14 protein-coding genes are annotated in these 13625 nt (G+C 49.4%); 5 read left to right on the plus strand and 9 right to left on the minus strand.

The annotated features are described in order from the left end of the window. Positions 1-11 precede the first annotated feature (11 nt). The gene (gene nanA / locus D9738_RS10905) at positions 12-905 is read right to left on the minus strand and encodes an N-acetylneuraminate lyase (RefSeq protein ID WP_130260181.1); all 894 of its coding nucleotides are present in this window, start codon (positions 903-905) and stop codon (positions 12-14) included. Between the two features lie 122 nt (positions 906-1027). Then, positions 1028-1819 (minus strand): transcriptional regulator NanR, encoded by a 792-nt coding sequence (gene nanR / locus D9738_RS10910; protein WP_130204540.1) that lies wholly within the window; start codon positions 1817-1819, stop codon positions 1028-1030. Between the two features lie 380 nt (positions 1820-2199). On the opposite strand from nanR, the gene dcuC reads away from it, so the two are divergent. Then, positions 2200-3567 carry an anaerobic C4-dicarboxylate transporter DcuC gene (gene dcuC, locus D9738_RS10915; RefSeq protein WP_130204538.1) on the plus strand — a complete coding sequence of 456 codons (1368 nt, stop codon included), beginning with the start codon at positions 2200-2202 and terminating at the stop codon, positions 3565-3567. A gap of 43 nt (positions 3568-3610) precedes the next feature. On the opposite strand, the gene sspB is transcribed toward dcuC, so the two are convergent. The 6 genes from sspB to zapE all read right to left on the minus strand — a co-directional run bounded on the left by sspB (position 3611) and on the right by zapE (position 8155). Further along, on the minus strand, positions 3611-4108 hold the full coding sequence (gene sspB, locus D9738_RS10920; protein ID WP_064529500.1) for a ClpXP protease specificity-enhancing factor: 498 nt from the start codon (positions 4106-4108) through the stop codon (positions 3611-3613). Positions 4109-4113: 5 nt separating this feature from the next. Next, entirely contained in the window at positions 4114-4752 is a 639-nt protein-coding gene (gene sspA / locus D9738_RS10925) for a stringent starvation protein SspA (protein ID WP_000257293.1), read from the minus strand. Positions 4753-5020: 268 nt separating this feature from the next. Further along, positions 5021-5815, minus strand: a complete 795-nt coding sequence (locus tag D9738_RS10930) for a DUF695 domain-containing protein (RefSeq protein ID WP_130260182.1) — start codon at positions 5813-5815, stop codon at positions 5021-5023. A 156-nt stretch (positions 5816-5971) separates the two neighbouring features. Beyond that, positions 5972-6364, minus strand: a complete 393-nt coding sequence (rpsI, locus tag D9738_RS10935; protein ID WP_000829818.1) for a 30S ribosomal protein S9 — start codon at positions 6362-6364, stop codon at positions 5972-5974. A gap of 15 nt (positions 6365-6379) precedes the next feature. Further along, positions 6380-6808, minus strand: a complete 429-nt coding sequence (gene rplM, locus D9738_RS10940) for a 50S ribosomal protein L13 (RefSeq protein ID WP_000847559.1) — start codon at positions 6806-6808, stop codon at positions 6380-6382. A gap of 219 nt (positions 6809-7027) precedes the next feature. Beyond that, on the minus strand, positions 7028-8155 hold the full coding sequence (gene zapE, locus D9738_RS10945) for a cell division protein ZapE (RefSeq protein WP_130260183.1): 1128 nt from the start codon (positions 8153-8155) through the stop codon (positions 7028-7030). A gap of 193 nt (positions 8156-8348) precedes the next feature. Between zapE and zapG the strand changes: the two genes are divergently transcribed. The 3 genes from zapG to degS all read left to right on the plus strand — a co-directional run bounded on the left by zapG (position 8349) and on the right by degS (position 11426). After that, positions 8349-8747, plus strand: a complete 399-nt coding sequence (gene zapG, locus D9738_RS10950; protein ID WP_010345273.1) for a Z-ring associated protein ZapG — start codon at positions 8349-8351, stop codon at positions 8745-8747. A gap of 154 nt (positions 8748-8901) precedes the next feature. Beyond that, the gene (gene degQ / locus D9738_RS10960; protein WP_130204532.1) at positions 8902-10269 is read left to right on the plus strand and encodes a serine endoprotease DegQ; all 1368 of its coding nucleotides are present in this window, start codon (positions 8902-8904) and stop codon (positions 10267-10269) included. Between the two features lie 89 nt (positions 10270-10358). Next, a complete protein-coding gene (gene degS, locus D9738_RS10965) occupies positions 10359-11426 on the plus strand; it encodes an outer membrane-stress sensor serine endopeptidase DegS (protein WP_064529496.1) in 1068 nt (355 codons plus the stop codon). A gap of 62 nt (positions 11427-11488) precedes the next feature. On the opposite strand, the gene mdh is transcribed toward degS, so the two are convergent. Continuing rightward, positions 11489-12427 carry a malate dehydrogenase gene (gene mdh / locus D9738_RS10970; protein WP_064529495.1) on the minus strand — a complete coding sequence of 313 codons (939 nt, stop codon included), beginning with the start codon at positions 12425-12427 and terminating at the stop codon, positions 11489-11491. Positions 12428-12861: 434 nt separating this feature from the next. Between mdh and argR the strand changes: the two genes are divergently transcribed. Further along, on the plus strand, positions 12862-13332 hold the full coding sequence (gene argR, locus D9738_RS10975) for a transcriptional regulator ArgR (RefSeq protein WP_064529494.1): 471 nt from the start codon (positions 12862-12864) through the stop codon (positions 13330-13332). Positions 13333-13625 lie beyond the last annotated feature (293 nt).

Genomic DNA, 13625 nt, shown 5'->3' on the forward strand with positions numbered 1-13625 from the left:
GGGGAAAGAACTCACCCGCGCTCTTGCATCAACTGCTGGGCAAGCGCCTTCAGTTCTGGCAGATATTTTTCATCAACCGGACCAAACGGTTTACGGCACAGCGGAACAGACACCACATCCATATAGTGCAGGACGGTTTTCAGGCCACGGAATACGCCAGTTTTAATCAGCAAATCAATGACTTTGTTGCACTCAGTTTGCAGTTTCTGCGCGGTCTGGATATCACCTTCTTTCAACGCCTTCACGATACCCTGATAACGCCAACCCATGATGTTGTAAGTGCTGCCGATACCGCCGTCTGCGCCCGCCAGCAGGCCGGAAGCGAAGATTTCGTCGTAACCGTTATAGAGCACCAGATCCGGATGTTCGCGACGGATCTGCTCCATCTGATAGAGATCGCCAGAGGTCTGTTTCAGTGCACCTACGCCAGGTAACGTAACCAGTGTATTGATCTGATCCAGAGTCAGTTTTACCCCGCTCAATGCCGGAATGTTGTACACCACCATCGGCAAACCATCCGCCGAGTCAATGATTGCCCGATAGTGATCGCAGTGTTCTTCAAAGCTGAAAGGATAGTAGAACGGCGTAACGGCGGAGACGGCATCGAAGCCATAACGTTTGGCTGAAGCCGCAAGCTGTTGGCTTTCAGCAGTACTGACGCAACCTACGTGAGCGATTAATTTAATCTTGCCTTTCGCCTCTTCGGCGACGATTTCCAGTACCTGTTCACGCTCGGAAATGCTCTGCACAAAGGCTTCGCCTGTCGAACCACCCACGTACAAACCGTCGATACCCTGCTGAATATTGAACTGAACCAGGCGGCGCAGACTCGCTTTATCCAGTGCTTGTTGTTGGTCAAAAGGAGTCAGGAGTGCGGCCATCACGCCACGTAAATTCGTTGCCATAAATACCTCTGAAGTGATGCTTGTCTGTTGAAACGATATACCTTTATACCTGTTATACCAGATCAAATAAGCAACACATCATACAGAACGCTTATAATGCGATCTGCTTCACTAAAGTGGCATTATTTCTTTTTGTGGGTGGTTTGGCCGAAGGCGTGCCAGGTGGCAGAAACGCTGTTGAGATGCGATTGCAACGCGCGATCGGCTTCGTCGGGATCGTGGCGGCGGATCGCGTCAACGATCGCAATATGTTGTTGATAGCTGACGTTATTATGCTCATGCAATGCCTGATCGGCGACCGTTGGGCGCGCGGCGATCAACCAGTCGAGCAAGGCAACGTGGATTGCCTTAAAGATCGGATTACCCGGGATCTCCGCCAGTACGCGGTGGAAATCAACGTCTGAACGAATGAACGCGGCATTGTTATCCAGCGACTGACTGTTGATTTCCAGGGCTTTTGCCAGCAAATCAATTTGTTCATCGGTGGCATGTTCAGCCGCATAGCGCACCAGGCTGGACTCAAAGAACAGACGTAACTGTTCGAAATGGGCTATCCCTCCTGGATGAGAAAGGAAATCTTTCGCCATACCGGACAGCTCGCCGATGATAGTGTCCGCAGAAGGACGCGAGACGCGAGCGCGCTCACCGTTATTTATTTGCACCAGACCTTTACGCTTTAACGCCGCCAGCGCTTCACGCACCGAAGGACGCCCGACGTTAAAGAACGCCATGAGTTCGCGCTCAGACGGCAACTGCTCCCCTTCACCAAACTCGCGGCGGCGGATCATCTGCTCCAGCTCTTCTTCCACCATTTCGGAGAGTTTTTTACGCGCCAGCGGACGGCTACGCAAGTTGCGACCAATTGCAGGTGAAGAATCTTCGTTTTGCGAATCAAATGCGTTCATAAGGCCCATTCTTTAAGGTCAGTGTGATTAACATCATCAATGACATCCTATCACAGGAATGAAAGCAGGGTGAAACGAAGGGTTTTACTCTTCGTACACCATCATTATCGTAATTAATTTAATAATTAACTTTTGCGAAAAATAAATATAACGCAGATAAAAACATCCCAGCCAAATTATTTACAAGAATATTCATAGACATTATGAATATTATGAATGTGTTCTTGCGAAATAATCATAAATGTATATTTTATAATGAAAAATCCTCTTTATTACGATTAAAAAATTCGACACCAACACCATAAATATCCTTGTAAAAAATATAACATCATTGTTTTCAATCTGCCGTTACTGGGATTGACCATATTCTTTTGACACGGAGTTGAACAATGTTCGGCATAATTATTTCTGTCATCGTGTTAATAACGATGGGCTATTTGATCCTTAAAAATTACAAACCACAGGTGGTGCTGGCCACAGCGGGTATCTTCCTGATGATGTGTGGTGCCTGGTTAGGGTTCGGGGGTGTACTCGACCCCGCCAAAAGCAGCGGCTATTTGATTGTTGATATTTATAATGAAATCCTGCGCATGCTGTCCAACCGCATTGCCGGGTTGGGGCTGTCGATTATGGCGGTGGGTGGTTATGCCCGTTACATGGAGCGCATAGGAGCCAGTCGGGCGATGGTGAGCTTGTTAAGCCGCCCGTTAAAGCTCATTCGCTCACCGTATCTCATACTGTCGGCAACTTACGTCATCGGTCAAATCATGGCGCAGTTTATTACCAGCGCCTCCGGTCTGGGTATGTTGCTGATGGTCACGTTATTTCCGACGCTGGTGAGTCTGGGAGTAAGTCGCCTCTCTGCGGTGGCGGTTATCGCGACCACCATGTCTATTGAATGGGGAATTCTGGAAACGAACTCCATTTTTGCCGCCCAGGTAGCGGGAATGAAAATCGCCACTTACTTCTTCCACTATCAGCTACCGGTCGCCTCTTGTGTCATTCTCTCAGTGGCAATCTCCCACTTTTTCGTGCAACGCGCTTTTGACAAAAAAGATAAAAATATCAATCACGAACAGGCGGAGCAAAAGGATCTCAACAATGTCCCACCGCTCTATTACGCCATTTTACCGGTGATGCCATTAATCCTGATGCTCGGCTCGCTGTTCCTCGCCCACGTCGGGCTGATGCAATCAGAACTGCATCTGGTAGTGGTGATGTTACTGAGTTTGACGGTGACGATGTTTGTTGAGTTCTTCCGCAAGCATAACTTGCGCGAAACAATGGACGATGTGCAGGCGTTTTTTGACGGCATGGGTACGCAGTTTGCCAACGTGGTAACGCTGGTGGTCGCGGGTGAAATATTTGCGAAAGGCTTAACGACGATTGGCACCGTTGATGCGGTTATCAAAGGCGCAGAGCATTCTGGCCTTGGTGGCATTGGCGTGATGATTATTATGGCGCTGGTAATTGCCATTTGTGCCATTGTGATGGGCTCCGGCAATGCGCCATTTATGTCATTTGCCAGCCTTATTCCGAATATCGCTGCTGGACTGCACGTACCTGCGGTAGTGATGATTATGCCGATGCACTTTGCCACAACGCTGGCGCGTGCGGTTTCGCCGATTACTGCGGTAGTGGTAGTAACTTCAGGAATAGCAGGCGTTTCGCCCTTTGAAGTGGTGAAGCGGACTGCGATCCCCATGGCAGTCGGATTCGTGGTGAATATGATTGCCACAATTACGCTATTTTATTAAGCCCTTAAAACGACAAAACAGGCCACCTGGGCCTGTTTTTGTTTTACTTCACAACGCGTAATGCCGGGCGACCACCACGTGGCGGTTGCGGCGGTTCATCATCAGGATGATTATCATCATCGCGATCTGGCTTATCGCCATCAATGACCGACATAACGGTTTCATTATCTGCCGATACATCTTCATCATTCATGATGCTGGCATCTTCGTCGTAGGCAGCTTCAGGCTCGAACATTGTGCCTGCGCCATTTTCACGGGCGTAGATAGCCAGCACTGCAGCCAGCGGTACTGAAACTTGCCGCGGGATACCGCCAAAGCGCGCGTTAAAGCGCACTTCATCATTCGCCAGTTCCAGGTTGCCGACCGCACGCGGAGCAATGTTGAGTACGATTTGCCCGTCACGTGCATATTCCATAGGAACCTGCACGCCAGGGAGCGTCACATCCACCACCAGGTGCGGCGTGAGCTGGTTATCCAGCAACCACTCATAGAATGCACGCAGCAGATAGGGACGACGTGGTGTTAGCTGTGACAAATCCATACAGATTAACTCCGGCCCAGACGCATTTCACGTTCAGCTTCGGTTAAGGAAGCAAGGAAAGAGTCACGCTCAAAGACGCGGGTCATATAGCCTTTCAGCTCTTTCGCACCCGGGCCGCTGAACTCGATGCCCAGTTGCGGCAGACGCCACAGCAGCGGAGCAAGGTAGCAATCGACCAGGCTGAACTCATCGCTCAGGAAGTACGGCTTCTGACCGAAGACCGGCGCAATAGCCAGCAGTTCTTCGCGCAGTTGCTTACGAGCGGCATCCGCTTCAGAGGCTGAACCGTTGATGATGGTGTTCATCAGCGTGTACCAGTCTTTCTCGATGCGGTGCATGTACAGGCGGCTTTCACCGCGAGCTACCGGGTAAACAGGCATCAGTGGCGGATGCGGGAAACGCTCATCCAGGTATTCCATAATGATGCGAGATTCCCACAGGGTCAGCTCACGATCCACCAGGGTCGGAACGCTCTGATTCGGGTTGAGGTCAATCAGATCCTGAGGCGGATTGTCCTTTTCCACGTGTTCGATCTCGAAACTTACACCTTTTTCAGCCAGCACGATGCGGACCTGATGGCTATAGATGTCAGTAGGACCGGAAAACAGCGTCATTACCGAACGTTTGTTGGCAGCGACAGCCATGAAAACCTCCAGGTATAGTCAGAATTTTTACTGCTACCAGCCACCAGGTGGCCAGTCAGAAGTTGTGTTACCCAGTAAGGAACGACTCTCTTTGTTCGAAAAACAAACAAAAAACGAGCAATACCCGACATTTGGGCAGAAAATTGGATGATAGTTTACCAGATTTTGCGACCTTTGTGGTGAGTCGATGCCGGAAATGGGGAAAAAGAGATGTTCCTTAGTCTGAAATGCTTGACTTAATCCCCACCAGAAATGTTGTCTATCTCTTTTACGCCGTTGCTATCGGTGCGCCCCAGCCATCAAAACTACCGCCATGCTTTTCAGCCAAATCGGTAAGCTGACATGTAATTTCGGTCATATGCCATTGTTCAGGAGCATCAGTGTTCGTAAATGACGCCATATACCCTGGTTGTTGGTCGTTCATCCGAATGCTCACCAGCGTAATGCCATATGGCAATTCCGTCACGTCCTCCGCAAAAGCGCGTGCAGCAGCTTCTGTCGGCAATGTCGCGTAGTAATCAATGGTGCGTGGAAGAGTCAAATCGTCACCATGTTCCAGCAGCCCACGGCATACGCGGGCATCGTGTATCCAGTTCCAGTCATATTTCGACGGGTACAGGAACTGGCGATAGTAATTTCCGTTATCGTTTTTACTCATACTATAGCTGCAAGAGACTTCCGGGCCACCTGCGAGCAATTTATCCAGCGTTCTTTCCCAGTCCAGTTCTTTTTCCGACTGGAAAACAAAATCGCGCCAGCCTTCTTGTGTTACCACCCCCACCAACCAAATCGGTAATGCCTTGCCCCTCTCCTCAAGCCAGTCCTCTATACGATTTAAACGTTGTGTTTCATCAGGCTGTGGTAAACCGTTTTCATAACAATGGGTATAACGCACACGAAAGAACCAGGTGTGGTTAAGTCGATCAAATCTTTCGTCCTGAATGGCGCCGATATCGACACGTATGCCCGTGACATGGTCATCCACTGTTGTAATAAAGAACTCCCATTTATTCGACAACGTTAAAGATTCTTTCTTGTTAAACAATGCATTAAATAATCCCATCGCGATATCCTTTTCTACAGTACGTGGAAAATACTATTAAAAAGAGAATAATGCTGAAGAGAGAGGGAAAAGAGGCTGGAATCGGACTTTAGCCATAAAAAAACCCGCCGAAGCGGGTTTTTTTCGCAAATTGTATTCTGCCGAAGCAGAAAGCAATTAACGTTTGGAGAACTGCGGACGACGACGTGCTTTACGCAGACCGACTTTCTTACGTTCAACCTGACGAGCGTCACGAGTAACGAAGCCAGCTTTACGCAGTTCAGAACGCAGGGATTCGTCGTACTCCATCAGAGCGCGGGTGATACCGTGACGGATCGCACCAGCCTGACCAGAGATACCACCACCTTTAACAGTGATGTACAGATCCAGTTTCTCAACCATGTCGACCAGTTCCAGCGGCTGACGAACTACCATGCGGGCAGTTTCACGACCGAAGTACTGTTCCAGAGAACGTTGGTTGATAACGATTTTACCGTTGCCCGGTTTGATGAAAACGCGAGCTGCGGAACTTTTGCGGCGACCAGTGCCGTAGTATTGATTTTCAGCCATTGCCTATAATCCCGATTAGATGTCAAGAACTTGCGGTTGCTGTGCCGCGTGGTTGTGCTCGTTACCCGCGTAAACTTTCAGTTTACGGAACATAGCACGACCCAGCGGGCCTTTTGGCAACATGCCTTTAACCGCGATTTCAATCACACGCTCAGGACGGCGAGCAATCATCTCTTCAAAGGTCGCTTGTTTGATACCACCGATGTGACCGGTGTGGTGATAGTACACTTTGTCAGTACGCTTGTTGCCGGTTACAGCAACTTTGTCAGCGTTCAGAACGATGATGTAATCACCGGTATCTACGTGCGGAGTGTATTCCGCTTTGTGCTTACCGCGCAGGCGACGAGCCAGTTCAGTAGCCAGACGGCCCAGAGTTTTACCGGTCGCGTCAACAACATACCAGTCGCGTTTTACGGTTTCTGGTTTAGCTGTAAAAGTTTTCATTAAAAGCTTACCCAATAAATAGTTACACGTTGGTGAACACCCAAACGTCTTCAATTGTTGAGGTTCACACGACAAAGTCCGGCAAACCTACCCCTTCGAATAGCCTATGCCAGCACACAAAAAGTTTCGGGAAAAAAAACTTTCTTGTAACGTGGGGTCGCAGGATTATAGAGAAGTCGGGGTCAAAGATCGACCCCTTTTTGTGATTTATGGCAGGTTTTACCCCGCCAAATGCTCGCGCTTCAAATACTCTTCGCTCTGCATCTCTTGTAGACGTGACAGGCAACGCTGGAACTCAAACTTCAGTCGCTCGCCCTGATAAATTTCATACAAAGGCACTTCTGCGCTCACCACTAATTTGACATGGCGTTCGTAAAACTCATCCACCAGCGCAATAAAACGTCGCGCTTCGCTCTCCATCAACCGCGTCATGACTGGCACATCAAACAACATCACTGTGTGAAACAGGCGTGAGAGCGCTATATAGTCATGCTGGCTGCGGGCATCGACACACAAGGTGGTAAAAGAGACGGCAAGCGTCTGATTCTCATCGCCCATTGTCGCCAGCGGTCGATGGTTGATTTCTAACGTCGGTGAATTTTCGCGTTTCGCTCCCGCCAGCACCAACCAAAGTTTATCCATTTGCGCCCGGGTGTCATCGTTGAGCGGCGACAGCCATAAATGCGCCTGGGTAAGCGTTCGTAGTCGATAATCGACGCCTGCATCGACATTCATTACATCGCAATACTGTTTAATGGCGTCGATAGCCGGTAGAAAACGCGCTCGTTGCAGGCCATTACGATAAAGCTCATCAGGTGGAATATTTGACGTTGCGACCAGCGTTATTCCGCGAGCGAACAGGGCTTTCATTAAACCGCCAAGCAACATGGCATCGGTAATATCCGAAACAAAAAATTCATCAAAACAGAGGACATCGGTTTCTGCTTTGAAGCGATCGGCAATAATTTCCAGCGGGTCAGTCTGCCCCTGTAATGCAGTCAGTTCTTCATGCACGCGCAGCATAAAACGGTGAAAGTGCAGGCGCTGTTTCCGCTCACCCGGCAAACTTTGATAGAAAAGGTCCATCAGCCAGGTTTTCCCGCGTCCTACACCGCCCCACATATATAAGCCACGCACCGGCGCACTGCTTGCCTCTTCGCGCTTACCCCACAGTTTACCGACTCGCGCCATTAACCCACTCGCCCTCGCAGTGGGCGGCGTGCTGTTGATTAATTCCTGGTAGATAATCTCCAGCCGACTGACGGCCTCTTTTTGTACGTCGTCAGGTTGATGGCTGCCCTCATTGAGCGCCTTCAGGTATTGCGATGTCGGGGTAACGCTTTGCATGATGTTCTTGTTATTCCTTGAATAATCGGTGTGCCGTTGTTCACGGTTGACGAAAAAAAGGCCGTTCTACACTACGCGATATGCAGTCGGGATTCCACTTCTGTGGAATTAACGGTTATAGTGGCATAATCAGCCGCAGGCATGGAGCCTGAAGCCAACACCCTACGGAAACAAAAGACAACGGGAGATGTTCATGACCTGGGAATATGCGCTAATTGGGTTAGTCGTCGGCATCATTATTGGTGCTGTGGCCATGCGTTTTGGTAATCGTAAACTACGCCAGCAACAGGCGTTGCAGTACGAACTGGAAAAAAATAAAGCTGAACTGGACGAGTATCGCGAAGAGTTGGTTAACCACTTTGCCCGCAGCGCGGAATTACTGGATACCATGGCGCATGACTATCGCCAGTTGTATCAACACATGGCGAAAAGCTCCAGCAGCCTGCTGCCGGAACTGTCCGCAGAAGCAAACCCGTTCCGTAATCGTCTGGCTGAGTCTGAAGCCAGCAACGATCAGGCACCGGTGCAGATGCCACGCGACTATTCTGAAGGCGCATCTGGCCTGCTGCGCACTGGCGCAAAGCGCGACTAATTTATTTTGCGGGCGCAGCCATTGCGCCCTCCTCTTCTCTCCCTCCCCGACTATCATTTAATCTGGTGTCTCATTGTTAGCCGTCTGAAAATTCAATAACATCAAACTGTTTTGAATCTCTTTTTCTTATCATTCAGGTACGAGAGCAGGAATAATGAAAAAACAAACCCAGCTGTTGAGTGCATTAGCGTTAAGTGTCGGGTTAACTCTCTCGGCGCCGTTTCAGGCTGTCGCGTCGATTCCCGGCCAGGTTGCCGGTCAGGCGCCATTGCCCAGCCTGGCCCCGATGCTGGAAAAAGTGCTTCCCGCGGTGGTAAGCGTGCGAGTTGAAGGGACTGCCAGCCAGGAACAGAAAATCCCGGAAGAATTCAAAAAATTTTTTGGCGATGATTTACCGGATCAACCTGCGCAACCCTTTGAAGGTTTAGGCTCCGGTGTCATCATCAATGCCAATAAAGGTTATGTGCTGACCAACAATCACGTCATCAATCAGGCACAGAAAATCAGTATTCAGCTCAATGACGGACGCGAGTTTGATGCGAAGTTGATTGGCAGCGACGACCAGAGCGATATCGCCCTGCTACAAATTCAGAATCCGAGCAAATTAACGCAAATCGCCATTGCCGACTCCGACAAACTACGCGTCGGTGATTTTGCCGTCGCGGTCGGTAACCCGTTTGGCCTTGGGCAAACCGCGACTTCAGGCATTGTTTCCGCATTAGGTCGCAGCGGGTTAAATCTCGAAGGTCTGGAAAACTTTATCCAGACCGATGCTTCCATTAACCGGGGTAACTCCGGCGGTGCGCTGTTAAACCTTAACGGCGAGTTGATTGGTATTAACACCGCAATTCTTGCCCCTGGCGGCGGTAGCGTCGGGATTGGCTTTGCTATCCCCAGCAATATGGCGCGTACCCTGGCGCAGCAACTTATCGACTTTGGTGAAATTAAACGCGGTCTGTTAGGCATTAAAGGTACCGAAATGAGTGCCGATATCGCCAAAGCGTTTAATTTAGATGTGCAACGTGGCGCGTTTGTCAGTGAAGTACTGCCTGGTTCTGGCTCGGCGAAAGCGGGCGTAAAAGCAGGCGATATTATTACCAGCCTCAACGGTAAACCGCTCAATAGCTTCGCCGAATTGCGTTCCCGCATCGCCACCACTGAACCTGGTACTAAAGTGAAGCTTGGCCTGTTACGTAACGGCAAGCCGCTGGAAGTGGAAGTGACGCTTGATACCAGCACATCGTCTTCAGCCAGTGCAGAGATGATTACACCGGCGCTGGAAGGCGCAACGTTGAGTGACAGTCAGCTAAAAGATGGCGGAAAAGGCATTAAGATCGACGAAGTTGTCAAAGACAGCCCCGCCGCTCAGGCAGGTTTACAGAAAGATGATGTAATTATTGGCGTGAACCGCAATCGGGTGAACTCGATTGCTGAGATGCGCAAAGTACTGGCAACCAAACCGGCAATTATTGCCCTGCAAATCATGCGCGGTAATGAGAGCATTTACCTGCTAATGCGTTAATGTCATAAACCGGGCATCAGGCTGACGTGTGATGTCCGGTTAACTCGTGATATGCTGCTGCCGTTCCCTTTTTTAATGACGCCTCCATCATGTTTGTGAAGCTCTTACGATCCGTTGCGATTGGATTAATTGTCGGCGCTATTTTGCTGGTTGCCATGCCTTCGCTGCGCAGCATTAACCCGCTTTCCACACCGCAATTCGACAGTGCCGACGAGACGCCTGCCAGTTATAATCTGGCGGTCCGCCGCGCCGCGCCAGCGGTGGTAAATGTCTATAACCGTGGTTTGAACACATCCTCACACAACCAGCTTGAGATCCGTACGCTAGGGTCAGGTGTGATCATGGATCAACGTGGTTATATCATTACCAATAAACATGTAATCAACGACGCCGATCAGATCATCGTCGCCTTACAGGATGGTCGTGTATTTGAAGCGCTGCTGGTTGGCTCTGATTCACTGACCGATCTGGCGGTGCTCAAAATTAATGCCACTGGCGGTTTACCCACCATTCCAATCAATTCTCGTCGCATACCGCACATTGGCGATGTAGTGCTGGCGATCGGTAACCCGTACAACCTCGGGCAAACCATTACCCAGGGGATTATCAGCGCCACGGGTCGCATCGGCCTGAACCCGACCGGGCGGCAAAACTTTCTGCAAACCGATGCATCCATTAACCACGGCAACTCCGGCGGTGCACTGGTGAACTCGCTGGGCGAACTGATGGGCATCAACACACTGTCGTTTGATAAGAGTAACGATGGCGAAACTCCAGAAGGCATCGGTTTTGCCATTCCCTTCCAGTTGGCAACCAAAATTATGGATAAGCTAATCCGCGATGGACGTGTTATTCGTGGCTATATCGGTATTGGCGGCCGCGAAATCGCACCATTACACGCGCAAGGTGGTGGTATCGATCAACTGCAAGGGATTGTGGTTAATGAAGTGTCACCTGATGGCCCGGCGGCTAATGCCGGTATCCAGGTCAACGATCTGATTATCTCGGTGGACAACAAACCTGCAATCTCCGCTCTGGAGACAATGGATCAAGTGGCAGAAATTCGACCAGGTTCGGTGATTCCGGTGGTGGTGATGCGTGACGATAAAAAACTGACATTGCAGGTCACTATTCAGGAATATCCAGCGACCAATTAAGTCGTGCGCTCAAAACAAAAAACCGGAGACGTTGCTCCGGTTTTTTATTATTCGTTAATCAATTACTTATTAACGAACTCTTCGCCCAGGGCGATATCTTTCTTCAGCGTATCCAGCATTCCTTCCAGCGCGTTCTGTTCAAATGCGCTCAGAGTACCGATGGATTTACGCTCTTCTACGCCATTTTTACCCAGCAGAAGCGGTTGAGAGAAGAAACGAGCATACTGGCCGTCACCTTCAACGTAGGCACATTCAACGACACCTTTTTCGCCTTGCAACGCACGAACCAGAGACAGGCCGAAGCGTGCAGCTGCCTGGCCCATGGACAGGGTTGCAGACCCGCCACCGGCTTTCGCTTCAACCACTTCCGTACCCGCGTTCTGGATACGTTTGGTCAGATCAGCAACTTCCTGCTCGGTAAAGCTTACGCCAGGAACTTGAGACAGCAGCGGCAGAATGGTAACGCCAGAGTGACCGCCAATAACCGGAACTTCAACTTCACCCGGCTGTTTGCCTTTCAGTTCAGCGACAAACGTATTAGAACGGATGATATCCAGCGTGGTGACGCCAAACAGTTTGTTCTTGTCATACACACCCGCTTTCTTCAGCACTTCCGCAGCGATTGCTACCGTGGTGTTTACCGGGTTTGTAATGATACCGATGCACGCTTTCGGGCAAGTTGTCGCAATTTGCTGTACCAGATTCTTCACGATACCGGCGTTAACGTTAAACAGGTCGGAACGATCCATCCCGGGTTTACGCGCTACACCTGCGGAGATTAGAACCACATCAGCGCCTTCCAGCGCAGGGGTCGCATCTTCACCAGAAAAACCTTTGATTTTCACAGCAGTAGGGATATGGCTCAGGTCGACGGCCACACCGGGAGTGACTGGAGCGATATCATACAGGGAGAGTTCTGAACCTGAAGGCAGTTGGGTTTTTAACAGTAATGCAAGCGCCTGGCCAATACCGCCAGCAGCGCCGAGGACTGCGACTTTCATCCTAAACTCCTTATTATATTGATAAACTAAGATATGTTGCTCCGCTGCCGCGACCTTAATCCACAAATTAACAGTTTACAATGACCACTTCTCAAGAATGTGTAGTCACGCAAATTTGGCGTTTATGCATTTAATTGACGTAATCAGGAACCTAACTTACGTAATTAACAGCCGCTTATGCATCAGAGCAACATTCCAACAGGTGGTGACAATATACCCTACCGTTCAGCCAAAACAACATCAATTTGATAACAATTAATTTACTTTTAAGCGGAATTTGCGCGCCGTGACGCAGGCATGTTTCTCAATCACGAAATTTGATAAAATCCCGCTCTTTCATAACATTATTTCAGCCTTCTCCAGGGCAGACTGTTTGCATAAAAATTCATCTGTATGCACAATAATGTTGTATCAACCACCATATCGGGTGACTTATGCGAAGCTCGTCTAAGCAAGAAGAATTAGTTAAAGCGTTTAAAGCGTTACTTAAAGAAGAGAAATTTAGCTCCCAGGGCGAAATCGTCGCCGCATTGCAGGAGCAAGGCTTTGACAATATTAATCAGTCTAAAGTCTCGCGGATGTTGACCAAATTTGGTGCTGTACGTACCCGCAATGCAAAGATGGAAATGGTTTACTGCCTGCCAGCTGAACTGGGCGTACCAACCACCTCCAGTCCGTTGAAGAATCTGGTGCTGGATATCGACTACAACGACGCTGTTGTTGTAATACATACCAGTCCTGGCGCGGCGCAGTTGATTGCGCGTCTGCTGGACTCTCTGGGCAAAGCAGAAGGTATTCTTGGCACCATCGCAGGTGATGACACCATCTTTACCACCCCTGCTAAAGGTTTCACCGTCAAAGACCTGTACGAAGCGATTTTAGAGCTGTTCGACCAGGAGCTTTAATCTCTGCCCCGTCGCTTCTGGCGGCGGGGAAAATATTGCATTCTCCATTCATCGCCCTGCTTCCCCATGCCATTCATTTAACGAATAGTGCGTTTTATAGCGACAAAACATTCACACAACGAATACACAGAGCAAAAAACGCACACTTTGCAAAAACACATATATTATTGAAATAAATGCAATTTCCACTAAACACCCGTATTTTTAATTCACTTTTGTTATAAAAATTAATTTTTTTAACAATTCTCCCTCAATAGAAACAGTTAGCGTGGTATTAATTAGCTCAATAATTA

This window comes from Escherichia sp. E10V5, from assembly GCF_004212315.1.
GTDB lineage: Bacteria > Pseudomonadota > Gammaproteobacteria > Enterobacterales > Enterobacteriaceae > Escherichia.